The sequence below is a fragment of the Streptomyces sp. NBC_00988 genome, from assembly GCF_045162645.1.
Taxonomy (GTDB): domain Bacteria; phylum Actinomycetota; class Actinomycetes; order Streptomycetales; family Streptomycetaceae; genus Streptomyces.
Map to the genome: position 1 here is coordinate 7,640,893 of NZ_CP108730.1, position 26,144 is coordinate 7,667,036.

Annotated in this window: 23 protein-coding genes; 12 read left to right on the forward strand and 11 right to left on the reverse strand. The window is 69.2% G+C overall.

From position 1 onward, the window contains the following. Positions 1–71 precede the first annotated feature (71 nt). A complete protein-coding gene (locus OG496_RS35305) occupies positions 72–257 on the forward strand; it encodes a hypothetical protein (RefSeq protein WP_405973778.1) in 186 nt (61 codons plus the stop codon). Then, on the forward strand, positions 254–631 hold the full coding sequence (locus OG496_RS35310; protein ID WP_405973779.1) for an ATP-binding protein: 378 nt from the start codon (positions 254–256) through the stop codon (positions 629–631). The genes OG496_RS35305 and OG496_RS35310 overlap by 4 nt, the downstream gene beginning before the upstream one ends. Positions 632–643: 12 nt before the next feature. Here OG496_RS35310 and OG496_RS35315 read toward each other — a convergent pair whose 3' ends face one another. After that, complete coding sequence (locus OG496_RS35315; protein ID WP_405973780.1) at positions 644–1,210, reverse strand: DUF6817 domain-containing protein; 567 nt, start codon at positions 1,208–1,210, stop codon at positions 644–646. 122 nt (positions 1,211–1,332) lie between these two features. Here OG496_RS35315 and OG496_RS35320 point away from each other — a divergent pair, with 122 nt between their 5' ends. Then, the gene (locus OG496_RS35320; protein ID WP_405973781.1) at positions 1,333–1,956 is read left to right on the forward strand and encodes an exonuclease domain-containing protein; all 624 of its coding nucleotides are present in this window, start codon (positions 1,333–1,335) and stop codon (positions 1,954–1,956) included. A 343-nt stretch (positions 1,957–2,299) separates the two neighbouring features. Here the strand turns inward: OG496_RS35320 and OG496_RS35325 are convergent, their stop codons facing one another. Genes OG496_RS35325 through OG496_RS35335 form a run of 3 tightly spaced genes read right to left on the reverse strand, consistent with a single transcriptional unit; the run spans position 2,300 to position 8,216 of the window. Continuing rightward, complete coding sequence (locus OG496_RS35325) at positions 2,300–6,970, reverse strand: putative T7SS-secreted protein (RefSeq protein WP_405973782.1); 4,671 nt, start codon at positions 6,968–6,970, stop codon at positions 2,300–2,302. Next, on the reverse strand, positions 6,970–7,665 hold the full coding sequence (locus tag OG496_RS35330) for a hypothetical protein (RefSeq protein WP_405973783.1): 696 nt from the start codon (positions 7,663–7,665) through the stop codon (positions 6,970–6,972). The genes OG496_RS35325 and OG496_RS35330 overlap by 1 nt, the downstream gene beginning before the upstream one ends. Beyond that, complete coding sequence (locus OG496_RS35335) at positions 7,662–8,216, reverse strand: hypothetical protein (protein WP_405973784.1); 555 nt, start codon at positions 8,214–8,216, stop codon at positions 7,662–7,664. The genes OG496_RS35330 and OG496_RS35335 overlap by 4 nt, the downstream gene beginning before the upstream one ends. A gap of 232 nt (positions 8,217–8,448) precedes the next feature. Between OG496_RS35335 and OG496_RS35340 the strand changes: the two genes are divergently transcribed. From OG496_RS35340 to OG496_RS35360, 5 genes are all read left to right on the forward strand, one after another. Then, on the forward strand, positions 8,449–9,927 hold the full coding sequence (locus tag OG496_RS35340) for an ABC transporter permease (RefSeq protein ID WP_405973785.1): 1,479 nt from the start codon (positions 8,449–8,451) through the stop codon (positions 9,925–9,927). Positions 9,928–10,085: 158 nt separating this feature from the next. Next, on the forward strand, positions 10,086–10,772 hold the full coding sequence (locus tag OG496_RS35345) for an ABC transporter ATP-binding protein (RefSeq protein WP_366489436.1): 687 nt from the start codon (positions 10,086–10,088) through the stop codon (positions 10,770–10,772). Between the two features lie 288 nt (positions 10,773–11,060). Continuing rightward, a complete protein-coding gene (locus OG496_RS35350; protein WP_405976775.1) occupies positions 11,061–14,408 on the forward strand; it encodes a S8 family peptidase in 3,348 nt (1,115 codons plus the stop codon). Between the two features lie 83 nt (positions 14,409–14,491). After that, entirely contained in the window at positions 14,492–15,262 is a 771-nt protein-coding gene (locus tag OG496_RS35355) for a group II truncated hemoglobin (RefSeq protein WP_405973786.1), read from the forward strand. 34 nt (positions 15,263–15,296) lie between these two features. Beyond that, a complete protein-coding gene (locus tag OG496_RS35360) occupies positions 15,297–15,809 on the forward strand; it encodes a hypothetical protein (protein ID WP_405973787.1) in 513 nt (170 codons plus the stop codon). On the opposite strand, the gene OG496_RS35365 is transcribed toward OG496_RS35360, so the two are convergent. Beyond that, the gene (locus OG496_RS35365) at positions 15,799–16,731 is read right to left on the reverse strand and encodes a helix-turn-helix transcriptional regulator (protein WP_366489440.1); all 933 of its coding nucleotides are present in this window, start codon (positions 16,729–16,731) and stop codon (positions 15,799–15,801) included. The two genes, OG496_RS35360 and OG496_RS35365, sit on opposite strands and share 11 nt — an antisense overlap. A 172-nt stretch (positions 16,732–16,903) precedes the next feature. Between OG496_RS35365 and OG496_RS35370 the strand changes: the two genes are divergently transcribed. After that, positions 16,904–17,944 carry an NAD(P)-dependent alcohol dehydrogenase gene (locus OG496_RS35370; protein ID WP_366489441.1) on the forward strand — a complete coding sequence of 347 codons (1,041 nt, stop codon included), beginning with the start codon at positions 16,904–16,906 and terminating at the stop codon, positions 17,942–17,944. A gap of 48 nt (positions 17,945–17,992) precedes the next feature. Here OG496_RS35370 and OG496_RS35375 read toward each other — a convergent pair whose 3' ends face one another. The 3 genes from OG496_RS35375 to OG496_RS35385 are packed head-to-tail and all read right to left on the reverse strand — an operon-like array spanning position 17,993 to position 21,071. Then, positions 17,993–19,030 carry a FecCD family ABC transporter permease gene (locus tag OG496_RS35375; RefSeq protein ID WP_405973788.1) on the reverse strand — a complete coding sequence of 346 codons (1,038 nt, stop codon included), beginning with the start codon at positions 19,028–19,030 and terminating at the stop codon, positions 17,993–17,995. Then, on the reverse strand, positions 19,027–20,016 hold the full coding sequence (locus OG496_RS35380) for a FecCD family ABC transporter permease (RefSeq protein WP_405973789.1): 990 nt from the start codon (positions 20,014–20,016) through the stop codon (positions 19,027–19,029). The genes OG496_RS35375 and OG496_RS35380 overlap by 4 nt, the downstream gene beginning before the upstream one ends. Positions 20,017–20,048: 32 nt before the next feature. After that, the gene (locus tag OG496_RS35385) at positions 20,049–21,071 is read right to left on the reverse strand and encodes an iron-siderophore ABC transporter substrate-binding protein (RefSeq protein WP_405973790.1); all 1,023 of its coding nucleotides are present in this window, start codon (positions 21,069–21,071) and stop codon (positions 20,049–20,051) included. A 120-nt stretch (positions 21,072–21,191) separates the two neighbouring features. Here OG496_RS35385 and OG496_RS35390 point away from each other — a divergent pair, with 120 nt between their 5' ends. Beyond that, positions 21,192–21,587 (forward strand): VOC family protein, encoded by a 396-nt coding sequence (locus OG496_RS35390; RefSeq protein ID WP_405973791.1) that lies wholly within the window; start codon positions 21,192–21,194, stop codon positions 21,585–21,587. Between the two features lies 1 nt (position 21,588). On the opposite strand, the gene OG496_RS35395 is transcribed toward OG496_RS35390, so the two are convergent. Beyond that, positions 21,589–22,374: a hypothetical protein gene (locus OG496_RS35395; RefSeq protein ID WP_405973792.1), complete on the reverse strand. Its 786-nt coding sequence runs from the start codon at positions 22,372–22,374 to the stop codon at positions 21,589–21,591. Positions 22,375–22,517: 143 nt separating this feature from the next. Here OG496_RS35395 and OG496_RS35400 point away from each other — a divergent pair, with 143 nt between their 5' ends. Then, entirely contained in the window at positions 22,518–23,978 is a 1,461-nt protein-coding gene (locus OG496_RS35400; RefSeq protein WP_405973793.1) for an amidase, read from the forward strand. 144 nt (positions 23,979–24,122) lie between these two features. Next, positions 24,123–24,635: a peptide-methionine (S)-S-oxide reductase MsrA gene (msrA, locus tag OG496_RS35405; protein ID WP_405973794.1), complete on the forward strand. Its 513-nt coding sequence runs from the start codon at positions 24,123–24,125 to the stop codon at positions 24,633–24,635. An 84-nt stretch (positions 24,636–24,719) separates the two neighbouring features. Here msrA and OG496_RS35410 read toward each other — a convergent pair whose 3' ends face one another. After that, the gene (locus OG496_RS35410) at positions 24,720–25,655 is read right to left on the reverse strand and encodes a DUF5829 family protein (protein ID WP_405976776.1); all 936 of its coding nucleotides are present in this window, start codon (positions 25,653–25,655) and stop codon (positions 24,720–24,722) included. Between the two features lie 113 nt (positions 25,656–25,768). Next, positions 25,769–26,140, reverse strand: a complete 372-nt coding sequence (locus OG496_RS35415; protein WP_405973795.1) for a hypothetical protein — start codon at positions 26,138–26,140, stop codon at positions 25,769–25,771. Positions 26,141–26,144 lie beyond the last annotated feature (4 nt).

Below are 26,144 nucleotides of genomic sequence, written 5' to 3' on the forward strand. Positions count from 1 at the left end.
TCTTTTACGGTAGCCAGCGGAACGTCAGTCTGTGAGGAGTTCGTCACAGAGCGCACAGGAGGCACCCGTTCATGTCCACCCCCTACGACACAACCCTCTGCGTGGAGGAACTCCGCGACGCCCTCGCCCTGCACGACATCACGCTCCCCTCCCTCGGCGTGGACATCCTGTACGCCGGCCTCGTCGCGCTCGGGAACTGCAACACCGTCACCGCCCGTGAACTCGCCGCCGCCCTCCGCAAGGCGGCGGAACGGTGACCCTCGAACTCCGCCTGCTCGCCACCCCCAAGGCCGTACCGGAACTGCGCCACCACCTCCGCCACCACACCTACGACGTCCGCCTCTGCGCAACGGAGTTGGTGACGAACGTGATCGACCATGTTGGGGAAGGGACCCCGGTGACTGTCCGCGTCCTCGGTACGGACGACGGCCACACGCGCATCGAGGTCACCGATCCGGACCCGCGCGCGTTGCCGCTGCTGCTCCGGGCGACCGCGACGGACGAACACGGCCGGGGGATGGCGCTGCTTGACGCGTTGGCCCGGCGGTGGGGCGTGGAGCAGGGGGCGGATCGCAAGACGGTGTGGTGCGAGGTGGAGGGGCTCAACAGCCGTGCCGAACGGGGCTGTTGATCTGATCTGCGCTCAGCCCAGTTGCCGGGCCACGGCCTCGCGTGCGGCGGGGGAGAGCAGGGTGCCCGCGCGGGTGAGGAGGGCGTGCAGGCCGGGGCCGTAGCGCTCGGCCAGTTCCGTGTTGTGGGCCAGTACGTCCAGTTCGTTGGCGGCCGTGATGTCGAAGAACGCCCGCAACTGGTCGGCGGGTGGGCTGAGTTCGCGGCCGGTGAAACGGTCCCGGAAGGCGAACTCCGTGGTGCCGTCGACGCGAGGGTAGACCGCGCCGCGGTCGCAACTGGCGTAGAGGTAGACCAGGGCCTCCGCCTGGTCGCCGATCAGTGCGACGAGCGTGGCCCGGTCGGAGAGGGGCAGCAGCGCCTGTGTGAAGCCGTCCGTACCGTACGTCGCGTGGCACAGCCCTGCGGTCTGGACGACGGCATCCGCTCCCCAGTCCGCCAACAGCCCCTGAACACGGCCCAGATGTGCCAGCAGCGTGCCACCGGGATGGGGCATCTGGTCAGCTCCCCGGTCGTGTAGGAACGCCTCGATCGCCACGCGTCCGTTGCCCGTCAGGTGGTGCTGCTCGGCCGGTGCCATGACTGGGGGTCCTCTCGTCGGTGGTGCCGTAACACTGGGTCGAAACACTCGGTCGAAGGTACGAGGTTGCCGCTGCCGTATCGGAAACTGTGATGGAGATCCGCGCCAGAGGGAGAGCTGCTGTGCCTACGTTCGTAGTCTTCGACCTTGAATTCACGTCATGGTCGGGAGCGCTTGAGCAGGACTGGGGGTCGCCGGGACAGCTGCGCGAGATCGTGCAGATCGGTGCGCTGCGGCTGCGTGAGGACTGCTCCGTCGTCGAGGAGTACGAGGCGCTGGTCCGGCCGGTGGTCAACCCCCAACTGTCCGAATACTTCACCGAACTCACCGGCATCGACCAGGAGACGCTGGACCGGGAAGGACTCCCCGCAGCGGAAGCACTCGGCGACTTCCTCGGATTCTGCAGGGGGCAGTCCGTACTCTCGTACGGCAACGACATGGTCGTCCTCGGCGAGAACGTCGGCTGGGCACGATCCCGGGGCGAAGAAGTCAAGAACGGATTCCTCGACGCCCATTTCCTGAACATCAGGCCCTGGCTGAACTCCGTCGCGCCGTCGACTTCCACGTCCAACGTCGGCCGCTTGTGGCAGGTCCTGGGCCTCCCGAAGCCCGCGACGGGCGAGGAACACTCAGCCCTCTTCGACTGCTATTCGTTCGCTTCGGCCCTTGAGCACTTGTGTGGGGGTGGGGCTGGGTTGCCCGCGTTTCTGCCGCTCACTAACCAAGCAGCCGCCGAAGACGCCTGACTTCTTCAACCAGTTGGGGACCGTCGGTGCAGGACACGTAGCGTGGTTGCTGTACCAACGCGGCTGCGATCAACGCTAGTGAAATTTCACCTTTCGGCGCCACGCAATCGCCGCGCGATGTCGATATCACTCTGCAGTGCGCTGAACCGTGGAGGCTCGCGGTCTGCGTCCAGGACCACGACGTGGAGTTTGTCCCCGGTTTTGGGTGGAGCTACGCTCTTGTCCCACCAGGAAGGGTGCTTCACTTGGTCAATGAAGCCGGTTGCGCCGTCCACGTCAACCCTCGCTCCCACGGGGGCTACCGCGACCACTGTTACTTCGATCTCCTGGTGATTTTTCAATGTCACTTCGGCCCTCCGAAAATGGAAACCCAGCTTTTACCTTGGGTCAGCTCGTTGAATCTGTCGAGTTTGTCTACGGGAATCTCAAATTCCAGGCGCGGCGCTCCGTTGAGCCCGTTGTAGTCGTGGATCTTTGCATAATCGCCGAACTCGTCCAAGAATGATGGATGCATCTTATATCTCACCATGCCTTTGGCGAAGTTTGCTCCCGTCGGTCCAGCGTACTCCGCTGCCACCGCCGCTTCGCCGAAGTAGATCTTTCCGTTGGAGAGAATTCCTCCACCGATGTCTACGCCGGGTTGGTGGTTTGCGGGATTCGGCCCGTTTTCAAGCTCGTATTCCGCATGGGCCCCCTTCGGGGTGCGGAAGATCTCGATGTATTCCGGCGCGAGTCCCAAGTGATCCGTCCATGTATGTGGATTTCCCACATAGGTGAACGGGTTTGGTGCAGGAGTGAGCCCGAGAGGGTCCGAAGTGAGATAGCGCGCTGTCTCCGGGTCGTAGTGCCGGAAGAAATTGTAATGCAGCCCCGTCTCGGGGTCGAAGTACTGGCCCGGGAAGCGGAGCGGCGTATACGCGGTGCTGTTGGCCGTCCAAGCCGTGGTGCCCCACAACGTAGTGCGGGTGTGCCAGGCGATGTCGCCCTGTTCGTCGATGAGTTCGGTCGGTGTGCCGACCAGGTCGGTGACGATGGCGAAGAAGCGGGAGTCGATCTCGTCCTGTGGTGCGTCGGCCGCGGTGATGCGTTCTGTTTGGGCGATGGGGCGTAGGCCCTGGTGGTCCCATGTGAGGGTGACGGGGTTCGGCAGGTCCGGGGATGAGGCGGTCTGTTCGCACAGGGTGGTGCCGTCCCAGGTGAACACCACGCGTTCTACGACCGTTTCACCGTCGGCGGCCAGACGGGACTTCGCCGTGCGGCGGCCGAGAGGGTCGTACGTGTAGCGCCAGCACGTCCCGTCCGGAGTCGTCACCGACGTCAGGCGGTCTTCGGCGTCCCAGTCGTAGCGCCATGTGTCCGGCTTGCGGGAGAGGCGGGTTTTCTGGCGCAGGGTGATGCGGCCGAGAGCGTCGTGCCCGTAGCGGACGTGGCCTGCGCGGGTGATGCGGGTGCCGGTGTAGGCGCGGTCGCCCGTCGCCTCCTGGCCCGGGTGGCCCGGCGGCCAGTGTGCTTGCGTCTGGTTGCCTGCCTCGTCGTACGCGTACGTCTCGGTCCAGTTCGCCGCGTGGACTGCCGTCACCCGGCCCGCCGCGTCCAGGTCGAAGCGGCGGGTGCCCGAGAGTTGGTCGTCGATCGCCGTCAGGTTGCCGTCGGCTCGGTAGGTGTAGGCGCGGTGCTGGAGTGAAGTGCCGGTTGCGCCGACGACCGATTGGGTCGTCAGACGGCCCAGGGCGTCGAAGGTGTGCTCCAGGGTGAGCATCTCGCCGACCTGGCGGTTGAGTTCGCGGCCCACCTCGTCGTAGGTGAAGTCGATGGAGCGGCCCGAGGCCGTCATCCCGATGCGGCGACCGGAATCGTCGTACGTCCATGTCGTGGTCGCGCCGGAAGGAGTCGTACGAGCCGTGCGGCGGCCGAACTCGTCGTACGTGTACGTCAGTTCGCGGCCGTCGATCGTCTCCGAGCGGACTCGGCCGTGGCGGTCGCGCAGGATCGTCAGGGTGGTGTCCGGGCCGGTCGCCTGGGCGAGTTGGTCTGTCATGTCGTAGGCGTACGTCGTGACTTGGCCTGCCGCGTTCTTGCGGGTCATCTGGCCCAGTTCGTTGCGTTCGAACTCGATGACCTGGCCGAGGGCGTTCGTGCGGGATGTCAGGCGGCCTGTCGCGTCGTGGGTGTAGGTGAGGGTGCGGTCGTCGAAGTCCGTCTCCGCGATCAGACGGCCTGCCGCGTCGTAGTCGTAACTCCAGGTCAGGCCTTGGGGGTTGGTGACCTGGATGAGGTTCAGTTCCTTGTCGTGGGCGAACTCGTGGCGCACTCCGTCCGGGCTGGTGCGGGCCGTGAGCAGGTCGAAATGCGTGTACTCGAAGCGTGTGTGGCCGCCCAGCGGGTCTGTGTGGGTGGTGCAGTTGCCCTCGCCGTCGTACGTCCAGGACTCCGTCGTGCCGTCGGGTGCTGTGCGACGGGACAGGCGGCCCTCGACCGTCCACTCCCAGCGGGTTGTCGCGCCCAGCGCGTCCGTGAGTGTGACAGGTCGGCCGAAACTGTCACGTTCGTAGCGGGTGACCCTGCCGAGCGGGTCGGTGATCTCCAGCGGGAGGCCGGTGCGGTCGCAGCGCACGGCTGTGGTCTTGCCGAGCGGGTTGGTCACCGAAGTGAGGTGGCCCGCCTCGTCGTACGCGAAGTGGGTGGTGTGGCCGAGGTAGTCCGTCACCGAGGTGCGGTTGCCGCGGTCGTCGTAGGACTGGCGCACGGTCGTGCCGTCCGGGTTCACCAGCCTTGTCGGCAGGCCGAGTTCGTTGTACTCGGCTCGTGCCTCGCGTCCGTCGGGCCGGGTGGCGGCGAGCAGATTGCCGTTCTCGTCGTAGCGGAACGTCGTGGTGTGGCCGAGCGGGTCCGTCTCGGAGAGGAGGCGGTTGTAGCGGTCGCGCCGGTACCGGGTGATCGCGCCGAGTGGGTCGATCACCGCCACGACCTGGTACGCGTCGTTGACGAGGAAGCGGCGGACGTTGCCCGCGGCGGTGATCGTGGTCGTGACCCTGTGGCCCGTCTCCGGGTCCGTGTCGTCGTAGGTGACGCGCAGGCTCATGTGGCCCGCCGAGCCGCCCTCGGCCGTGCAGCGGTCCTGGTCGTCGTACTCGTAGGTGTAGCCGCGGTCGTTGGTGTCCGTCCACGAAGTGACGCGGCCCGTCGTGTCGTAGGTGAAGCGCAGGGGGAGGCCGGAGGAGTCGGTGACGGCGGTCAGGTTGCCGTCCGTGTAGCCGTAGCGCTTCAACTCATGGCCGGTGGAAGCCAGTTGGAAGGCCGTGATGCGGCCCTCCTCCGTCGTGACCCGAACCTCGTGGTCGCCGCTGGAGACGACGGAGAGTGGGGTGCCCTCGCTGTCGTACTCGAAGGTGATCCAGTTGCCGTTGCGGTCGTCGATCTGCTCCAGGACTGCCAGGCTCTCCGTGCGGTCGCTGAAGTGCCACACTCTGCGCGTCCGGGGGTCGGTGACCGTGTAGCCGCCGTCCTCGCGGTCCAGGGGCCAGCGCGGGCCGTGGCTCGGGAGCGTGGGCAGGCCCGGCGCCGGGTGCGGGTAGGGCAGGAGCAGGCCGTCCTCGGTGACGAAGACGACACCTGTGGAGCTGATCTCCAGGCGCTGGTCGAGGGTGGAGGACCAGGACGGGCCGAACCAACGGCCCAGCCGGTAGCCGGACTCCACCCGTCGTTTGAGGATCAGGGGCAGGGAGCCGGGGAGGGTGACGTCCGTCTGAGGCAGGTACATCTTGCCGGTGGCGAAGTCGATCGGGTCGGAGCCGCGGCTCTCCACGGCCTTCTGGTCGCGGGTCACCTTCGCCGGGCCGTCCGAGACCGCGCTCTCCGCGGGCTTTGCCACCTTCTCGGCCGTCTCCTCCACCGTCCGGCGGACGCCTGACTGCGCCGCCCCCTCCAGTCCCTCCTTGGCTGCGAGTCGCGCCAGCCCTGCCTCCAGCCCCGCCCCGTCCCCGACCAGGTTCGGCAGCAGCCGCCCCGTCCCCTCCGACGGGTCCTTCATGAAGTCGTCCAGCATCGTCTTCGCGGCCCGCTCGGGGTGCGCGGCCGTCGAAACCAGGCCCGCCAGCGTCATGTTGACGTTCTGGACGTACGCCGCGGGGTGCGTGATGTTGTACGGGTCCATGGGGTTGAGGCCGCGGGCGAAGTTCAGGATGCCCGCCGTGCCCTTCACCACGCCGGCGTCGAAGTGGAGGATCTCCGTGTTGACGGCCTGGTAGCCGTCTACCGCGTCCGCCTTCAGCTGGGCCAGTGGGGGCGGTTCGGCGGGGGCGTGGGCCAGGGCCTTGCGGACCGCGCTCGCCGCCGTGCGGGCGGCCTCGTCGCGTTGGCGGCGGGCCTCGTTGAGGAGCTCGTGGGCGCGTTCTACGGCGGCTGCGCCCGGGTCCGTTGTCGGCTCCTGCTGCTTGTCGTCGTCCTTGTGCTTCGCTACGTCCGCCTTGTACGCGTCAGACGCCTTCTTGCCCGGCCCGTACAGGTCGATCGCGTCCCGCGCCTGCCCCTGTGCCCACTCCACCGTCTCCGCGTACGACGACAGCGCCTTGCCCGCCGCGTCGCAGGCGTCCGCCGCCTGGAGCCACTTCGTGGGGTGCATGGCGAATTTCTTGCGGAACGCCTCGGCCGCTTCGCCTTGCCAGGATGAGGAGTTGAGCCTGCGCATGCCGTCGCCGACCTTGTCGAAGGCCGTGTAGAAGTCGGTCAGGTGCTTGGCCGTCGCGCGGATCGCCTTCGCGTCGCCGTGGAGCAGGTCCTTCGGTTGGTCGCTCTGGCCGAGTTGCCGCTCGGCCGGGGTCGCGCCCAGGTCCGAGGCGATGCGGTCGCCCGCGTTCTCGACCTTGTTCGCGAGGTCGTGTGCGCCGACCTTGTCCAGCGCGTCGCCGGCGGCGTCCGTGCCCTTGTCGACCAGCTCGCCCGTGAACTTCTTGCCCGCGTCGACCGCGTCGCCGACCTTGCTCAGGCCGGAGTTGACCAGATCGCCGATGCCCATCAGCCCGCGTCCCCGCCCGGCTGAGCCTGTTCCTGTGCTGCCTGCGCGGCCTCCGCCGCCTTCGCCCGCTCCTCCGGTGACGGGCCCAACGGGCCGTCGAGCAGGTCGTTGTACTCGTCACCGCTCAGGCCCGCCGCGCTCGCCAGGTTGGCCGGGTTGAGGCCCGGGCCCAGCGGGCTGAGCGTGTGCGAGGTCATCACGTCCCGCGCCGCGTCCTTGTACGCCTGTCCGCTGTTGTCCAGCGCCTTGTCCATGGACTCGGCGCTGTAGTCGACGCCGCCCGTGTACTCGTTGTTGCGCACCAGGTCGCCCCAGCTCTGCTTGGTGACGTCGTCCTCCGACGCGTACGGGTTGCCCATCCCCGCGTTCACCACGATCTTCATCGTGCCCTGGACGTACTGGTCCGTCTCGTACAGCGTGCCTGCCGAAAGACCCACGCCCGTCGCGAAGTTGTTGCCCTCGTTCACCAGCGTGCGCACGCCCCACTCCCAGCGTTCGCAGAACGACGTGAACCCCGACAGCAACTCCTCGTTGCCCAACTCCAGCCCGGAGAGGCCGAGTTCCGAGAACCCGCGGCCCGCTCCGGCCAGGCTGTCGATGCCCAGGTCCTTCAACTCGCCCAGCACCAGGGTGATCCCCTGCGCTATCTCGTCGAGCCCGGCCGCCTTGATGTTCTCGCCCGCGTCCCCGCTCATCCCCGTATCCCCTCCGCGTCCGCGTCCGCGTCTGCGTCCAGCGCCGCCGCCTCCGGCACGATCCCCGACACCGGTGGAAACAGCGCCCCTTCGCCCTCGGTACCCACATCCAGGGCCACTCCGCACGGCACACCCACGGCGCTCACAGCCGGCACCGTCGCGTCCAACAGGCGGGCTCCCAGCAGCCGTTGATACGGCCACTCCCGCCCGCCTTCACCCCTCGCGATCGCGAACCTCGCCAACGCCGATTCGTTGGAAAACGCGTAGATCCACCGGATACCGCCGAAATCTCCGACCAGGGGGGTGTTGTCCGCGTCCGTGGGGACCAGTACCGCCGTACGGCGGAACTCGCCCAGCAGCACCGCGAATTCGTGCCGCCCGCGCGCCGCGACGTCGTCGCTGGTCAGGGGCTCGGAGTCGCCGACAGGTGCGGGAGGTGGACCCGCCTCACCCATCTCCGCGTAGTCCAGCAGCCGGGACCGTCGTATGCCTCCGGCCTCCCCGCCGGCCTCCCCGCCGTTCTCCATGTCGCTTCCCCCGCGATCAGACATGGGTGAAATCATCACACCAGCACATCGCGTACGGCAACGCGGAAAGCCTCAGCAGCGCCTGGACGGGGTCTGGACAGGGACCGGGCGGCGCCGTAAACGTCGTAGAACGGGATATAGCGCAACCCCATTGACAGCCCCGCGCGGGCTCATTCTTTGGCCATGGACAGCCTTCTCATCGTTCTCTTATGTCGGCCTTATGGCATCATCACGCGCCGTACCTAGCTTGCGGGCCATGTTCTTCACCTACCTGAGGCGCGAGTTGCGCCGCCGCAGAAAAGCGGCCCTCGTCGTCGCCTCCGGCCTCGCACTGGGCATTGCGCTGGTCATCGTGGTCAACTCCGTGTCCTCCGGCATGGGGAAGGCACAGGACAAGGTCCTCCAGTCGCTGTACGGACTCGGCACGGACATGACCGTCACCAAGGCGGCCACGCCCACGGCCAGCGGTTCGCAGCAGCCGCGGTTCCAGTTCGACGCCAACAACAACGGCGACAGCAAGACGCAGAGCAGTGACCGCGTCATGGTCCAGGGCTTCACCACGCTGGCCTCCAGCACCGTCACCAAGGTGGCGGGGCAGAAGGGCGTCTCCGACGCGGTCGGCGGGCTGAGCCTCAACGTCGTCAAGGTCGACGGGCAGTTCACCCGCGGCCAGTTCCAGCAGAACCAGGGGAGCGGCACCGGAAGCGGCGGCAACCGCGGCGGCGGTACCGGCGCGCCGCAGGGCGAAGTCACCGGTGGTGGCGCCAACTTCAACATCAACTCGTACTCGGTCTACGGCACGGACGTCACCAAGCCCGCGCTCGGCCCGCTGACCTCCTCGAAGATCACCAGCGGCCGTACGTTCACCACCGCCGAGGCCAACTCCAAGGTCGTCGTCGCCGACTCGGCGTACGCCAAGGAGAAGAAGCTCAAGGTCGGTTCGACGGTCACCATCAAGAGCGTCAAGTACAAGGTCATCGGCATCGCCACCGCCACCAGCGGCGACGCGGCGGCCAACCTGTACGTCCCGCTGACGCAGGCGCAGACCCTGAGCGGTGACAAGAACAAGGTCACCACGATCTACGTCAAGGCGACCGACTCCAAGCAGATCTCGACCGTCAAGAAGACCATCACGAGCAATGTCACGGGTACGACGGTCACCACGTCCGCCGATCTCGCCGACACCGTCTCCGGGTCCCTGTCCACCGCCTCCTCCCTCGCCACCAGCGTCGGCAAGTGGCTGTCGATCGCGGTCCTGATCGCCGCGTTCCTGGTCGCCGGGCTGCTCACCTCCTCCGCGGTCTCCCGCCGGGTGCGGGAGTTCGGCACGCTGAAGGCGCTCGGCTGGAAGTCCGGCCGGGTGACCCGGCAGGTGGTCGGCGAGGCCGTCGTCAACGGTCTGGTCGGCGGTGTCCTCGGCATCGCGCTCGGCCTGGCGGGCGCGTACGTCGTGACCGCGATCAGCCCGACCCTGTCGGCCTCCCTCGGCAGCACGGGCGGCGGCGGTGGCGGTGGAGCGGGCGGTCCCGGTGGTGGCGGCGGTGGCGGTGGCTTCGGCGGTGGCCGGCAGGCCGCGGCCAAGACCCTCGACGTCGCGCTCACCGCGCCCGTCAACGCCACCACCATCGCCCTCGCGGTCGGCCTCGCCGTGGCCGGCGGCCTGATCGCCGGCGCCTTCGGCGGCTGGCGAGCGTCGCGACTCCGTCCGGCTGACGCCCTGCGCAGAGTCGAGTAGCAGGCCTGGCGAAGTGAACTGCGATCCGGCAGTGCGCCCCAAAGGGGCGCGGGGAACGGCGCGACAGCCCCACCGGAGCCGCAGACGAACGACGGCGCAACCTGGGGTCCGTCATACCGGCGGACCCCAACCCCCTTTACTTCTCCAGGAGTTGGACCGTGTACGAACTAAGAGGCGTCACCAAGCTCTACTCGCGCGGCAAGGAAACCGTCCACGCCCTCGACGGCATCGACCTCACCATCGGCGACGGCGACCGCCTGGTCATCCAGGGCCCCACCGGCGGCGGCAAGTCCACCCTGCTCCAGATGATCGGCGCCCTCGACCGCCCCACCGCCGGCGAAATCGTCCTGGACGGCGTCGACTTGGCGAAGCTGTCGGAGGCCAAGCTCACCAAGGTGCGCAGCGAGAACATCGGCTTCGTGTTCCAGTCCTTCAACCTGATCCCGACGCTCACCGCACAGGAGAACGTCGAGACCGCCCTCGTACCGCTCGGTTTGAAGGCGAAGATCCGGCGTGAACGGGCCGCCGAGGCGCTGGTCTCGGTCGGCCTGGGCGAGCGGGCCAACCACCTCCCCGGCGAGATGTCCGGCGGCCAGCAGCAGCGTGTCGCCATCGCCCGCGCGCTCGTCAAGCAGCCCAAGGTGCTGCTCGCCGACGAACCGACCGGCAACCTCGACGAGTCGATGCGCGACGAGATCATGGACGTACTGGAGCGCATGTGGAAGGAGCACGGGCTGACCTTCATCATGGTCACCCACGACTCCGCCATCGCGAAGAAGGCCCCGCGCCTCGCCACCATCCGCAAGGGCAAGATCACGGTGAAGGAGAACGCCGGGTCGAAGTAACTGGGCCTCCACGCAAGGGAGTTCGGCGCTCAGATGAGTGATACGGCGGAGCCCTACCGGAGTTCTCACGCGCTTCACCCGTCAACTGCGTAACGGAGTCCGGGCGACCGCGTAACAGTTCGCGGATGCGCTTTCTTACCCTCCTCTCATCCCTTGAGCGGGTGATCACCCCTCGGCATACTGCGTATTCCGGGGGGTGTCACGCACGGGTGTGCGGGCTTTCCCCCGGTCGGGTGAACGGGGAATTCGCCCGGTACCTCAGCTCCAGGGGGAGCCTTGCGCAGACACGTGAAGAGAGCGTGCGCGGCCACCGTCGCCGCGTCCGCCGCCGTAGCCCTCGCCGCCGGAATGACCAGCCCGGCGTCGGCGAAGCCCGAACAGCGTGCGGCAGGTGCCGCGCAACTCGGAGCCGCACGGACCGGTGCCGCACAGGCCCGGCTCAAGGGCGACCACCGCATCACCCTGATCACCGGCGACCGCGTCATCGTCGACGCGAAGGGCCGGGTCGCCGGTCTGGAACCGGCGAAGGGCCGTGAACACATAGCCGTATCGGTCCGCAAGCTCGACGGGCACACGCTCGTCATACCCGTCGACGCGGCCCAGTTGATCGCGTCCGGCAAGCTCGACCAGCGGCTCTTCGACGTCACCGAGCTCAACAAGTCGGCGGAGCGCGCCTCTCAGAAGGCCGGCCTGAAGGTCATCGTCGGCTACCAGGGCGCCGCCACCGCCACCAAGGCCGACGTCCGGGACGCGGGCAGGCTGCGCCAGTCCCTGAAGACCCTGAACGCCGACGCCGTCCAGACCCCGCGGCAGGACACACCCGAGCTGTGGAAGGCCGTCACCAACGGCGACAAGTCGGCCGCCGGCATCGCGCACGTCTGGCTCGACGGTGTCCGCAAGGCCAGCCTCGACAAGTCCGTGCCGCAGATCGGTGCCCCGAAGGCGTGGGCGGCCGGCTACGACGGCAAGGGCGTCAAGATCGCCGTACTGGACACCGGAGTCGACGCCGACCACCCGGACCTGAAGACCCAGGTGATCGAGTCCAAGAACTTCTCCACCGCCGCCGACGCCAACGACCACTTCGGGCACGGCACGCACGTCGCGTCGATCGCGGCGGGCACCGGCGCCATGTCGCACGGCAAGTACAAGGGCGTCGCGCCCGGCGCGAAGATCCTCAACGGCAAGGTCCTCGACGACACCGGCTCCGGTGACGACTCCGGCATCCTCGCCGGCATGGAGTGGGCGGCCCAACAGGGCGCCGACATCGTCAACTTGAGTCTGGGTGGCCAAGACACCCCGGAGATCGACCCGTTGGAGGCGGAGGTCAACAAGCTCTCCGCCGAGAAGGGGATCCTCTTCGCGATCGCCGCGGGCAACGAGGGCCCCCAGTCGATCGGTTCGCCCGGCAGCGCGGACGCGGCCATCACGGTCGGCGCGGTCGACGGCAACGACAAGCTCGCCGACTTCTCCTCCACCGGCCCGCGCGTCGGCGACGGCGCCATCAAGCCGGACGTCACCGCGCCGGGCGTCGACATCACCGCCGCCGCGGCCCCGGGCAGCGTCATCGACCAGGAGGTCGGCGAGAACCCGCCCGGCTACCTGACCATTTCGGGTACGTCGATGGCGACCCCGCATGTCGCCGGTGCCGCCGCGATCCTCAAGCAGGAGCACCCGAGCTGGGGCTACGCCGAGTTGAAGGGCGCGCTCACCGGGTCCGCGAAGGGCGGCAACTACACGCCGTTCGAGCAGGGTTCGGGCCGTATCGCCGTCGACAAGGCCATCAAGCAGAACGTCATCGCCGACCCGGTGTCGGAGAGCTTCGGCATCCAGCAGTGGCCGCACACCGACGACACCCCGGTCACCAAGCAGGTCACCTACCGCAACCTCGGCACCGCGGCCGTCACCCTCAAGCTCACGGTGGCCGCCACCAACCCCAAGGGGCAGACGGCTCCTTCGGGCTTCTTCAAGCTCGCCAAGACGTCGGTGACCGTACCGGCCGGCGGCACGGCCTCGGTCGGCCTGACCGCCAACACCAAGCTGGGCGGCACGCTCGACGGCGCCTACTCCGCGTACGTGACGGCGACGGGCGGCGGGCAGAGCGTCCGTACGGCCGCGGCCGTGGTGCGCGAAGTCCAGTCGTACGACCTCACGTTGAAGTTCATCAACCGTGACGGCACTCCCGCGAAGTACTACACGGCCACCGTGGCGGGCCTGTCCGGCCTCGGCGCCGGCGGCTACTTCACCCCCTACGACGAGTCGGGCACCGTCAAGGTCCGTGTCCCCAAGGGCGGTTACGTCCTCGACACCGGGATCTTCGTGGACCCGGAGGACTTCACCAAGGGCGCCGACTGGATCGCCCAGCCCAAGCTGAACATCGCCAAGAACACCTCGCTCACCATCGACGCCCGCACCGCCAAGCCGGTCGACGTCACGGTGCCGGACGCGGGCGCCAAGGCGGCCTTCGCGTCACCGAGTTACTCGCTCATGACGGCGGACAGCGGCGCCTCCTTCGGCTGGCTCCTGGAGACGTACGCCAACTTCCGCTCCGCGCACCTCGGTCCGCAGATCACCGACGGCTCGCTCTCCGAGCAGTGGGACGCGCACTTCCTCAAGGGCACCGACGAGCAGTACGACACCACGACCGGCGGCAAGGTCAAGCAGCTCGCCACCGGCTTCACCAAGCACTACAAGGCGAGTGAACTCGCCACGGTGAAGGGCCGCCTGGGCGCCGCGGCGAGCGGCAAGACCGGCCTGTTCTACGCCTTCGGCTACCTGCCCGACGGTGGCGGCGGCGCCTCCGCCACCAGCACCGCGCAGCCGCTGCCCGGCACCCGCACGCTGCACGTCTCCACCATCAACGGGGTGCAGTGGGAGCTGGACTTCGAGCAGGACGGCGCGCTCGGCCCGGACGGCTTCCCGGTCTCCGAGGCGTACTACGTCTCGAACGACCTGGAGACCTTCAAGGCCGGCCGGACGTACACCCGGACCTTCAACACGGCGGTCTTCGGCCCGCACCTCGACGACGTCTACGGCGTGTACCGCTACGGCAACGAGATCTCCGGGATCGTGCCGCTGTTCGCCGACTCCGCGCAGCACGCGGGCTCGTCGCTGTTCACCTCGGTCAACACGACCCTGTACCGCAACGGTACGAAGGTGGGCTCCAACAAGGACCCGCTGCTCGGCCAGGAGGTGTTCAAGGTCCCGGCCGCCAACGCCTCGTACAAGCTGACCACTTCGGTGATCCGCAGCGTCAAGGTCGCCGCCGCCTCCACCCGGATCGACGCGAGCTGGACGTTCTCCTCGAAGAAGCCGACCGGTACCGACGAGGTCCAACTCCCCGTCTCCACGGCCCGCTTCAACGCGGTGACTGGCCTCGACAGCCGCGTTGCGGCCGGCAAGAAGATGACCTTCCCGGTCACCGTCGAGGGCGCGGCGGCCGGCCGCAACCTCAAGTCCCTGGGCGTGTGGGTGTCGTACGACTACGGCCAGACCTGGAAGAAGGTCAACGTCGTCAACGGCAAGATCACCGTCACCAACCCGGCCAAGGGCAAGGCCATTTCGTTCCACGCGAAGATCGCCGACAAGAAGGGCAACAAGTCGACGATCTCGATCTACAACGCGTACTACGGCAAGTGAGCCGCTAGTGCCTGAGTAGGCCGACAGCGAACGGCCCGCCGGAAGTGCAGCTTCCGGCGGGCCGTTCGTGTTTCCGTGGCCCCATGACAGCTGAGACCGTCGAGTACATCCGGTACCGCATCCCCGAGCAGCGGTCGGTGGAGTTCCTGGCCGCCTACACCCGTGCCGCACGACAGCTGGCCGCCGCCCCGCAGTGCGTGGCGTACGAACTGGCCCGTTGCGAGGAGGACGCCGAGCACTTCGTCCTGCGCATCACCTGGACGTCGATCGAGGCACACCTGGAGGGCTTCCGCAGGTCGGAGCTGTTCCCGCCGTTCCTCGCCGAGATCGGCCCGTACGTCGAGAACATCGAGGAGATGCGCCACTACGAGCCGACACCGGTGCGCGGCGACGGCTCTGCCGTCCCCATCCTGTACGACTGGGCGGGCGGCGCCGAGGCCTTCTCCCGGCTGACCGAGGTCTTCTACGACAAGGTGCTCAAGGACGACCTCCTCGCCCCCCTCTTCGCCGGTCTGGCCCCCGAGCACGCCGCGCACGTCGCCCTCTGGCTCGGCGAGGTCTTCGGCGGCCCGGCGACCTACTCCGAGACCCAGGGCGACCACGGCCACATGGTCGCCAAACACTTCGGCAAGAACATCAGCGAGCGCCAGCGCCGCCGGTGGGTCGACCTCATCCAGGACGCGGCGGACGACGCGGGCCTGCCGACGGACGCGGAGTTCCGGTCGGCGTTCCTCGCGTACGTGGAGTGGGGGACACGGCTGGCGGTGTACTTCTCCGGCCCGGACGCGCAACCGCCCGCCAAGCAGCCGGTGCCGCGCTGGAGTTGGGGGTCGATGCCGCCCTATCAGGGGTGACACCGCCGTGCAGGGGGTGTCGTAGGGTCACCCCATGACCGCCGCCGTCACCGCCATGATCACCGCCGTCGTCGGCGTGCTCGGCACCCTCTTCGCCCCCGTCCTCAGCCAGCGCCTCACCGCCCGGCAGCGCGCGGACGAGGCTCAACTCGCCGAGGGGGCACGGCGGTTCGAGGAGCGGCGGGACGCCTATACGGCCATGAACAGGGCCTCACGGCAGTTCCACACGCTGCTCAAGGACGCCCTGCACCGCATCCGCGACGGCGTCTACACCGAGCTGGAGCGCGACCAGTTGGAGGAGGCCCGCCGCGACTACCGGGACCGTTACGCCGAGGCGCAGATGGTCGTGCCCGAGCGGATCCTGGACGCGTCCCGCTCGGTGAACCAGGTCCTCGCCGGTGTCGACGCCGTAGTAAAACGACTGGACCGTGGCCTTGCCCGGGACGGTGAGAGCGCCGAGGAGGCGCTGGTCCAACTGAAGGAGGCCGAACCGCGGTTGGCCGCGATGCGGCAGCTGATGCGCGCGGACCTCGGCGTCACGGAGTGAGGTCGGGGCGTTGGGTCGAGGCCCCCGCCCGGGTCGCGTCCGTGCCCCAGCTCGCCAGCAGGCGCAGGGCGTCGGCCGACGGGGAGCCCGGCTCCGCGTGGTAGGTGATCAGGGACTGCTCGGAGCTGTCGCTGAGGCGGAAGCCCTCGAAGTGGAGGGTGAGGTCGCCGACCAGGGGGTGGTGGAGGCGCTTGACGCCGTAGGTCTTCTCCTTGACGTCGTGGGTGGCCCACAGGCGCCTGAACTCCTCGCTCTTCACGGAGAGTTCGCCGACCAGGGCGGACAGGCGCGGGTCGTCCGGGTGGCAGCCCGCGTCCATGCGGAGCATGCTCACGACGTCCGTGGCCTTCTGCTCCCACTCCACGAACAGCTCCCGGTACTCGGGCCGCAGGAACACCAGCCGCGCCCAGTTCCGCTCCTGCGGCGGCAACTCGGACCAGTCGCCGAAGACGGCCGCTGCCATCCGGTTCCACACCAGGATGTCCGTGCGTCGGCCGCAGACGTACGCCGGGACCGTCTCGATCGCGTCGAGCAGCTGCCGTAGCGGAGGCCGCACGTGCTGGGTGGGGGCCGACGGCTTCTTCTTGTGCTGCTTCGGCTTCGCGAGGTGGGTGAGGTGCGAGGACTCGGCATCCGACAGGCGCAGGGCGCGGGCGATCGCTTCGAGGACCTCGGCCGAGACGTTCCGCCCGTTGCCCTGCTCCAGGCGGGTGTAGTACGCCACCGAGACCCCGGCCAGCTGCGCCAGCTCCTCGCGGCGCAGCCCGGGGACCCTGCGGTGCCGCCCGAAGTCCGGCAGCCCCACGTCCTCCGGCTTCAGCCGGGCCCGCCGGGTGCGCAGGAACTCGCTCAGCTCGGCACGTCGGTCCAGGTGCCGGCCGGGGTCCAGGGGCTCGGGGGCGGATTCGGGCTGTTCGTCCATACGGCCCAGTATTCCCGGTCCTACGTCCAGGAGCCTGATCCCGCTGGTGGTAGGCACAGCGGACGTACGCAGAGGCGTGGGCTGGGTAGCCTCGGGACTTTCGGGCAGGCTTGGCAGCGTGCCCGGTCGGAAGGCAGCCGGGCGCACATCCCCCCGCTAGGAGAGTTTCGGCATGACCACAGTCGCCGCATACGCAGCCCCCGCCGCCAAGGCTCCCCTGGAGCGCACCACCATCGAGCGCCGGGCCGTACGTGAGTTCGACGTCCTGATCGACATCAAGTTCGCCGGTATCTGCCACTCGGACATCCACCAGGCCCGCGAGGGCTGGGGCAAGGCCACCTTCCCGATGGTCCCGGGCCACGAGATCGCCGGTATCGTCTCCGAGGTGGGACCCGGGGTCACCAAGTTCCAGGTCGGCGACCGCGTGGGCGTCGGCTGTCTGGTCGACTCCTGCCGCGAGTGCGACAACTGCAAAGCGGGCCTGGAGCAGTACTGCACCGGCGGCAACGTCGGCACGTACAACTCCGTCGGCAAGGACGGCGAGCCCACCTACGGCGGCTACTCCGAGAAGGTCGTCGTCGACGAGAACTTCGTCCTCGGCATCCCCGAGGGCATCTCCCTCGACGAGGCCGCACCGCTGCTCTGCGCCGGCATCACCACGTACTCGCCCCTGAAGCACTGGAACGCCGGCCCCGGCAAGAAGGTCGCCATCATCGGCATGGGCGGCCTCGGCCACATGGGCGTCAAGATCGCGCACGCGCTCGGCGCGGAGGTCACCGTCCTCTCGCAGTCCCTGCGCAAGCAGGACGACGGCCTGAAGCTCGGCGCCGACCACTACTACGCCACCAGCGACCCGAAGACCTTCGAGGAACTGCGCGGCACTCTCGACCTGATCATCTCCACGGTGTCGGCCCCGCTCGACCTCGGCGCGTACCTCTCGCTGCTGAAGACGGACGGCGCGCTGGTCAACGTCGGCGCCCCCGAGGAGCCCGTCTCCCTCAACCTGTTCTCGGTGATCGGCGGCCGCAAGACCCTCGCCGGTTCCGGCATCGGCGGCATCCCGGAGACCCAGGAGATGCTGGACTTCTGCGCCGAGCACGGCTTCGGCGCCGAGATCGAGCTGATCTCCGCCGACCAGATCAACGAGGCGTACGAGCGGGTGCTGGCTAGTGACGTCCGGTACCGGTTCGTGATCGACGTCGCCACGATCTGACATCGCCCACATGACCGAGGGCCCCGGAGCCGCACCGCTCCGGGGCCCTCAGCGTTCCGCCTTGCTCCGACCCAGCAGCCACAGCAGATACGGCCCACCGACCAGCGAGGTGAGCGCGCCGACCGGCACCTCCAGCGGCGGCAGGATCGTCCGCGCGGCGAGATCGGCGGCCACCAGGATCACCGCACCCGTCAACGCCGAGCACACCAACGGCAGTTGAGGCGTACGGGTGAGCCGCCGGGCCAGCTGCGGCGCGGTCAGCGCCACGAACCCGATCGGCCCGGCCGCCCCGGTCGCCGTCGCGGCCAGCACCACCCCGAGCACGGTCACCGCGAGCCGCGTCCGGTCCACCCGCACCCCGAGCGAGGCAGCGGTGTCCGCGTCCAGCCCGAGCGGCCGCACGGCACGGCTCGCCCACACCAACGCGGGCAGGCACAGCAGTAGTACGACGGCCAGGGGCGCTGCCTGCTCCCAGCCCCGCCCGTTGAGGGAGCCGGTCAGCCACAGCTTGACCGTCTCGGCCGCCTCCAGTTCGCTGTCCGAGAGATACAGCTGCACCACGGCCGACAACGCGACCCCGATCCCAACCCCCGTCAGCACGAACCGAGTTGGCTGCATCCCGTGCCGCCAGGCCAGTACGTAGACGAGCGCGGCGGCCGCGAGCCCGCCGAGGACGGAGACGGCGGGCATGGCACTGGGCGAGTTGACGACCCCGGCGGACAGCGCGAGCACCGTCGCGGCGGCGGCACCGTGCCCGACCCCGATCACGTCCGGACTGGCGAGCGGATTCCGGGTCACGGTCTGCACGAGCGCGCCCGCGAGCCCGAGGGCGACCCCGACCAGCGCCCCGAGCACGATCCGGGGAACCCTCAACTCGTTGACGACGAGGTCGTACTGCCCGGATCCGGTCCGGAGCGTGTGCCACACCTCGCCGGGCGAGATGTAGGTCTGCCCGCAGCAGGCGGCGGCGGTCATGGCAACGGCCAGGACGAGTACGAGAGTTGCGGCCACGAGGGCCGAACGGCGGTGCAGGACAAGGGAGATGGAGGGGTGCGGGCGCAGGACGCTGACACCAGTGGCGCTCATACGGCCGTCCCCTTTCGCCGTACCAGCACCACCAGCACCGGCACCCCCACCAACGCCGTCATCACCCCGGCCGGCACCTCGGCAGGAGAGCGCACGACCCGCCCCGCCACGTCCGCCGCGACCAGCAGCGCGGCGCCGAGCAGCGCGGACAGCGGGAGCAGGGCGCGGTGACCGCCGGAGGTGAGACGCCGGGCCAGGTGCGGGACGGCGAGCCCCACGAACGCGATGGGACCGGCGGCGGCCACCGCGGACGCCACCAGCAGGGTCGCCCCGAGCGCCGCACACACCCGCACGACCCCCACCCGATGCCCCAGCGCCCGCGCCGTCTCGTCCCCGAGGGCCAGCGCGTCGAGCCCGCGCGCACAGGCGAGCACCAGCAGCGCCCCGGCCACCAGGAACGGCAGCATCTCCACGACAGTGTCGGCGTCCCGTCCGCTCAGCGAGCCGACCTGCCAGAAACGGAACTGGTCCAGCGTCGCCGAACTGGACGTCAGGACCACGGTCGTACCACCGGCGGTCATCGCCGACAACGCCGTACCGGCGAGGGCGAGTTTGACCGGGGAGGCCCCGCCCCGGCCGCGCGCGGCGATGCCGTAGACGAGACAGGCGGCGAGGACGGCACCGGCGAAGGCATACCAGACGTAGCCGCTGAAACCGCTCGCGAGGCCCGTCGCGATGGCGAGGACGACACCGGCCGCCGCGCCCTGGCTCAGGCCGAGGATGCCGGGATCGGCGAGCGGGTTGCGGGTGACGGCCTGCAGTGCGGCGCCCGCGACGCCGAGCGCCGCACCGGCTGTCAGCCCGATCTCGGTGCGGGGCAGCCGCAGCGACCGTACGACCAACGCGTCCGGTGAACTCCCGCCGTGGAAAAGGGCGTTGAGCACCTCGGACGGGGGGATCGGGCGGGTGCCGACGGCGAGGCTGAGCAGCACGGCGGCGGCCACCGCGAGGGTGGCCGCCGGCCAGGCGAGACGTCTGACGCTCACTGCGCTGTTCCGTTGCTCGTCGCTCTGTCTCTCTACTTGCTGATGTCCTCGGCGAGTTGGAGGACGACGAGGCGGGCGGCGGTCGGGCCGGCGTTGAGGTACCAGGGGTCGTCGTCGACCTTCACGGCGTGCCCGGCCTTGACCGCGCTCATCGACTTCCAGAGCGGCCCGGCGAGCACGCTCGCGGCATCCGTCTTGGCCGCGTCGCCCTGCACGGAGTAGAAGATCCAGTCGCCGTCGGCCTTGTCGATGCTCTCGGCGCCGATGTCCTCCGAAATCGCCTTGAACTGCTGGGACTTGGGCCGGTCCAGCCCCATGTCCACGGCGATGGAACCGGTGAAGGAGGAGACACCGAACATCCGGGTCCTGCCGGGTGTGAACCGCAGCATCGACACGGAGGTCCTCGACAGTGCCTCGCCCTTCTCGCCCGCGTCCTCGACGATCCCGTCGAGCAGCTTCTGCGCCTGCCGGCCCTTGCCGATCGCGTCGCCGACGAGGAGGAGGTCGCGCTTCCAGTTGATGCCGTTGCCGGCGGTGACGACGGTCGGCGCGATCTTCGACAGCTTCGGGTAGAGGTCGCCGAGCGAGTCGTTGGCGAGGATCAGGTCGGGCTTGGCGGCGGCGAGCGTCTCCAGGTTGGGCGCCTGGCGCGTGCCCGCGTCCGTCATCGCGGCGAGCTTCGACTTGTCGGCCGGGAAGGCGTCCGCCAGGTAGTCGGGGACGAGGCCGGCGTTGTCGGCGCGGGTGGTGGCCGCCGGGACGGTGCCGAGGGAGAGCAGGTCGTCGAGCTGGCCGGTGCTGAGCACGGCGATCTTCGTGGGCTTCGACTTGATGGTCGTCCTGCCCTCGAAGTGCGTGACGGTGCGGGGGAAGGTGCCGTCGGTGTCGGTGTCCGAGCCCATGCCGGTCGCGAGGGTGCTGGGCGCGGCGGAGGGGCCCGCCGAGGCGCCGATCACCTTGTTCTGCGAGCCGTCGCCGGTCTTCTCGGCATCGTTGTCGGCGGAGGACGACGAACACCCGGCCAGCAACCCGCCGACGGCGGACACGGCGACCATCGCCGTGACAGCCTTCCTCTTGAACGCACGCACTATCACTGTCACTCCGATCAAATCCGGCCAGGTAAGGCTTACCTTAGCTTGCCGTCGGAGTAGCTTGGTCACGAGGAGGCCCACACGATGACCGTGCAGCTGAACCACACCATCGTCACCGCGCACGACAAACACACGTCGGCCCGATTCCTCGCCGACCTCCTGGGCCTCCAAGTGAGCCCGCAGTACGGCCCGTTCATCCCGGTGGCGATTCCGAACGGGGTGACCCTCGACTACATGGACCACCCCGGTTCGGGTTTCGCCGAGATCACTCCGCAGCACTACGCGTTCCTGGTCTCGGAGGACGACTTCGACGCGATCTTCGGCCGCATCCAGGCAGCGGGCCTCACCTACTGGGCGGACCCGGCACATCGCCGAGAGGGCGAGATCAACACGAACGACGGCGGCCGGGGCGCGTACTTCGACGACCCGAACGGACACGTCCTGGAGATCCTGACGCGGCCGTACGGAAGCAGAGGCTGATTCAGGCGGCGGCGAAGGACTCGCCCGCGCCGTAGGACCGTACGAACACGCCGTCGTCCCCCGACGGCCGCACCGAGTGCGCACGTCCCAGTCCGGAGACATGGGCACGGCCGTCCGCCGACACCTCGACCAGCGTGCTCTCGTCGAGGGCGACGCCGTGGGGGAGCCGGTGCCGGGTGACGGCGGCGATGAGCCGAGGCAGCGTCCCCCACTGCGCCGCGTGCGCGTCCACGGCGAAGGACACCAGCCCGAGCCCGTCCCGTACGGCGATCTCGTCCAGGTCCTCCGCGGTGTCCTCCGGGCACACCGCGACGCCGTCGAGCAGCCACCCCCCGACGACGGCCGACCGCGCGGCGAGGGCGGCACCGGCGGAGAACCCGGCGTACGGGACCCCCCGCTCGGCGAGCAGCCGCGGCAACCGGTCGAGGCAGTCCGCGAAGGCGTCCTGATAGGCGGGGGTCAGCCCACCGCACACGAGCAGCCCGTCGACGTCCGAGACCGCGTCGACGTCGAAACGCCCGCCGATCGGCACGAGGACCGGTACGGGTGTGCAGTCGCCGGCACTCCTCAACGCGCCCTCGTAGCGGGCGAATTGACGCTCCCCGTCCCCCTCGCCCTCGTCGACGATCACGCAGGCGACGCGGGGCGCGGACCCGGCGGACTTGCCTGCGGCGCGGAGGAAGGGTTCGTAGACGACGGGGGTGGCCCACCCGCCGCCGATGAGGAAGGTGCTGGGTCCGAGCGGACTCGGCTCACTCGGGTCACTGGGCTTGCTCGGCTCGTTCACGGACGCATCAAATCCCGACCCTCTGGGGCCTGTCACACGCTTTTGCCGCCCGGGGTCATGCCGGTGGGGGAGGTCGACACGTCAACTCCGTTGCGTGAAGCGGTATTTCGTGGCTTCTCGCCATGGTCGTTACGGTCGGATTCATGGAGCGGAACCTGTGGAATTTCCCGACGGCCGAAGAACTCTCCGCCGCGCTGCGCGCCGGTGACGTGTCCTCGGCGGAACTGACCGACGAGGCGATCACCCGTATCGAGCGGCACGACAAGGAGATCAACGCGATCTGCGTGCCGGACTTCGACCGTGCCCGGGCCGCCGCACGCGCCGCCGACGAGGCCCGCGCCCGCGGCGAGGACCGGCCGCTGCTCGGCATCCCGGTGACGGTCAAGGAGTCGTACGACATCGCCGGGCTGCCCACGACGTGGGGCATGCCCGCGCACCGGACGTACGTACCCGCCGAGGACGCGGTGCAGGTGTCGCGGCTCAGGGCCGCGGGCGCGGTGGTCCTCGGCAAGACCAACGTGCCGTTCGGGCTGCAGGACATACAGAGCTTCAACGAGATCCACGGCACCACCAACAACCCCTGGGACCACGGCCGTACGTCGGGCGGGTCCTCCGGCGGATCGGCGGCGGCCCTGGCGTCCGGGTTCGGTGCGCTGTCCATCGGGTCCGACCTCGCCGGTTCGTTGCGCACCCCCGCGCATTTCTGCGGTGTCTACGCGCACAAGCCGACGCTCGGGCTGGCGGCGACCCGCGGCATGGTCCCGCCGGACACGCCCGTACTGCCGGTCGAACTCGACCTCGCCGTCGCCGGCCCGATGGCACGCACCGCCCGCGACCTCGCCCTCCTGCTCGACGTCATGGCCGGACCGGATCCGCTGACGTTCGGTGTGGCGTACGGCGTGACGCTGCCGCCCGCGCGCCACGAGCGGCTCGGTGACTTCCGGGTCCTGGTCCTCGACGAGCATCCGTTCATCCCGACGGGGTCCGCGGTGCGGGCGGGCGTGCACCGGGTGGCCGACGCGCTCGCCGACGCCGGTGCCCGCGTCGAACGGTACACGCCACTGCTGCCCGACCTGACAGAAGCGGCGCTGCTCTACACGCACTTGCTGTTCTCGGGCTCCGTCGCACGGTTCCCCGTCGAGGAGTACGAGGACCTGCGCACCCGCGCCGCCGGACTGAGCCCGGACGATCACAGTCTCGACGCGGCGCGGCTGCGTGGCATGGTGCTCAGTCACCGGGACTGGATGGAGGTGAACAACCGCCGGGAGCTGCACCGGCACGGCTGGCGGCGGTTCTTCGGCGCGTTCGACGCCGTGGTGTGTCCCGTGACGCCCACGCCCGCGTTCCCGCACGACCACAACCCCGATCCGCTGGCACGCCGGCTCGACATCGACGGCGTACCGCACCCGTACTTCGACCAGCTGGTCTGGGCCGGCCTGGCCACCATGCCCGGGCTGCCCGCCACGGCCGTACCGGCGGGACGGTCGCCCGAAGGGCTGCCGGTGGGCGTGCAGATCGTCGGGCCGATGTTCGAGGACCGGACCCCGCTGCGGCTGGCCGAACTGCTGGAGGAGAGGATCGGCGGTTTCCGGGCGCCGGCGTAGGGCGCAGGGCGTACGGGCAGGTCGGTCGCGGAATCGCGCGGACCCCTCGTGTGTTGAGCACACTGGGTAAAGGATGCCGGTGAGGTACGAGCCGAGTGACCGAACTGCCCGAGTGATCTGGCTGACGGAAATTGGAGGGTCGCGATGGCTGCGCAGACGCAGAGGGCCGTGCTGGCGGGCGGATGCTTCTGGGGGATGGAGGAGCTGGTCCGCCGGCTGCCGGGCGTGACGGCGACCCGGGTCGGCTACACCGGGGGTGATGTGCCGAACGCGACGTACCGTAACCACGGCACGCACGCGGAGGCCATCGAGATCCTCTACGACGCGGAGCAGACCGACTACCGCGCGCTCCTGGAGTTCTTCTTCCAGATCCACGACCCGAGCACCAAGAACCGCCAGGGCAACGACATCGGCCTCAGCTACCGCTCGGCGATCTACTACGTCGACGACGAGCAGAAGCGCGTCGCCGAGGACACGATCGCGGACGTGGACGCGTCGGGTCTGTGGCCGGGCAAGGTCGTCACCGAGGTGGAGCCGGTCGGCCCCTTCTGGGAGGCCGAGCCCGAGCACCAGGACTACCTCCAGCGGTACCCGGACGGCTACACCTGCCACTTCCCGCGGCCGGGGTGGCGACTGCCGGCTCGCACGGAGGGCTGACGACGGGGCGGGTCCAGACCCTGGCGGTACGACATCCAGAGGCGTGAGCCCCCTTCCTGCGCGGGAGGGGGCGCACGCCTCTGTCTAGCGGGTGGTGGTGCCGTTCTTGGCGAACGTCCACACCGCACGGCTGCCGGGGCCGACGGTGAGGGTCGAGTTGCCGATCCGCTCCACGTGCCGGTCCTTCACGGGCCGGTTGAGTGACATGTCGACCTGCTGGTACCCCGCCTGTTCGCGAGGGACGACGTCGAGCCGGATCGTGGTGCCGCCGCCCTCCGCGACGACCCCGCCGTCCGTCAGGGTCCGGACGGTGAACCCGCCGGCCCGCAGCAGCGGCACGGTGTCGGCGAGGTCGCCCGGGGTGACCGCGATACGGACGGCGGTCACGTCCCGCATGAGGTGGGTGCGGTAGTCGTCGGAGAGGTAGCGCTCCCGGCCGACGTCACCGGGGAAACTCGGCGGCTCGGTGTTGCTGCGCGGGTCGGCGAAGTACTCCGGCCGGTACTCCATTCCCCAGGCGTCGAAGGCGTCGTACTGGGTGTCGGTGAGGACGGCGTCGAACCACGGCACGGGCACACCGTCACCGAAGTCCTTGGTCTGGAGGAAGTCGACGGGTTCGGCGACCCCCTCGTCCTTCAGCCGTTCCTTGACCGTCGCCAGGTCTCCCGCGTGTTCGACCGAGAGGCCGAGTCCGGCGGAGCCGAGGGTGCCGTCCTGGCCGGGGACGTCCCCGATCCCGAGCAGTTCCAGGTAGGTCTCGCGGCCCATCAGATAGCGGCCGGTCCAGGTCTGGCCGCCGGTGCCGGTCGTGGTGCGGACCTGGAAGTTGGCGAACTCCCGCAGGTAGGCGGAGTGTTCGATGGCGTCGGCGGTCTCCCGGTCGAAGACTCCGAAGGAGTGGTTGTAGAACAGCAGCTGCCGGTCGTACGAGCCGCCCGAGCCCCGGGTCCCCTCGGCCTGTGCCGTCCCCACCCCACCCCCGATCGCTCCGGCGAGAGCCACAGCGAGCACGATGATCATCCGTAGTGTGCGACGCATCAGCATGTGCGGGATCGTAGGGCGGGGAGGGCGCGGCCGCCGTTCTTTCTGAACGAGGTCGAAATGCTTGACACGGCGAGCGGGAAGAACGGCGGCTACAACAGGCTCTCGTCCCGGACCACCCAGCCGGTGCCCAACTCACGGCGCAGCGCCTCCAGCGCGGCCTGCGCCTGCCGTTTGAACAGCCGCAGTTCCTCGTCGGACCACGGGGACGGGTTCGGCGGATAATCCCAGTCGATCGACGACTGGTACCGCTCGGACAGCCTCGTCAGCTCGGCTCGGAGGGCCGGGGTGATCGGCAGGCGCGCCGGCTCACAGGGGTAGCCGTAGGGGCTGTCCATGTCGTCCGGCCACAACGGCACGTCCACGCCGGCCTCGAAGAAGAAGCGCAAGTGATGAACCACGCCGCACCCTCTCACGACGCCCACTGAGTACTCGGTCGGGCAGGTGGTGCTCATGGTGCTCATGGTG

Bases quoted from the DNA above. Each gene is read 5' to 3' on its own strand.
- OG496_RS35385 (WP_405973790.1), bottom strand. From the start codon at position 21,071: ATGGTCGCCGTGTCCGCCGTCGGCGGGTTGCTGGCCGGGTGTTCGTCG.
- OG496_RS35335 (WP_405973784.1), bottom strand. From the start codon at position 8,216: ATGTCTGATCGCGGGGGAAGCGACATGGAGAACGGCGGGGAGGCCGGC.
- OG496_RS35355 (WP_405973786.1), top strand. From the start codon at position 14,492: ATGACAGCTGAGACCGTCGAGTACATCCGGTACCGCATCCCCGAGCAG.
- OG496_RS35315 (WP_405973780.1), bottom strand. From the start codon at position 1,210: ATGGCACCGGCCGAGCAGCACCACCTGACGGGCAACGGACGCGTGGCG.
- OG496_RS35400 (WP_405973793.1), top strand. From the start codon at position 22,518: ATGGAGCGGAACCTGTGGAATTTCCCGACGGCCGAAGAACTCTCCGCC.
- msrA (WP_405973794.1), top strand. From the start codon at position 24,123: ATGGCTGCGCAGACGCAGAGGGCCGTGCTGGCGGGCGGATGCTTCTGG.
- OG496_RS35325 (WP_405973782.1), bottom strand. From the start codon at position 6,970: ATGGGCATCGGCGATCTGGTCAACTCCGGCCTGAGCAAGGTCGGCGAC.
- OG496_RS35330 (WP_405973783.1), bottom strand. From the start codon at position 7,665: ATGAGCGGGGACGCGGGCGAGAACATCAAGGCGGCCGGGCTCGACGAG.
- OG496_RS35360 (WP_405973787.1), top strand. From the start codon at position 15,297: ATGACCGCCGCCGTCACCGCCATGATCACCGCCGTCGTCGGCGTGCTC.
- OG496_RS35415 (WP_405973795.1), bottom strand. From the start codon at position 26,140: ATGAGCACCATGAGCACCACCTGCCCGACCGAGTACTCAGTGGGCGTC.
- OG496_RS35390 (WP_405973791.1), top strand. From the start codon at position 21,192: ATGACCGTGCAGCTGAACCACACCATCGTCACCGCGCACGACAAACAC.
- OG496_RS35305 (WP_405973778.1), top strand. From the start codon at position 72: ATGTCCACCCCCTACGACACAACCCTCTGCGTGGAGGAACTCCGCGAC.
- OG496_RS35375 (WP_405973788.1), bottom strand. From the start codon at position 19,030: ATGAGCGCCACTGGTGTCAGCGTCCTGCGCCCGCACCCCTCCATCTCC.
- OG496_RS35410 (WP_405976776.1), bottom strand. From the start codon at position 25,655: ATGATCATCGTGCTCGCTGTGGCTCTCGCCGGAGCGATCGGGGGTGGG.
- OG496_RS35365 (WP_366489440.1), bottom strand. From the start codon at position 16,731: ATGGACGAACAGCCCGAATCCGCCCCCGAGCCCCTGGACCCCGGCCGG.
- OG496_RS35370 (WP_366489441.1), top strand. From the start codon at position 16,904: ATGACCACAGTCGCCGCATACGCAGCCCCCGCCGCCAAGGCTCCCCTG.
- OG496_RS35340 (WP_405973785.1), top strand. From the start codon at position 8,449: ATGTTCTTCACCTACCTGAGGCGCGAGTTGCGCCGCCGCAGAAAAGCG.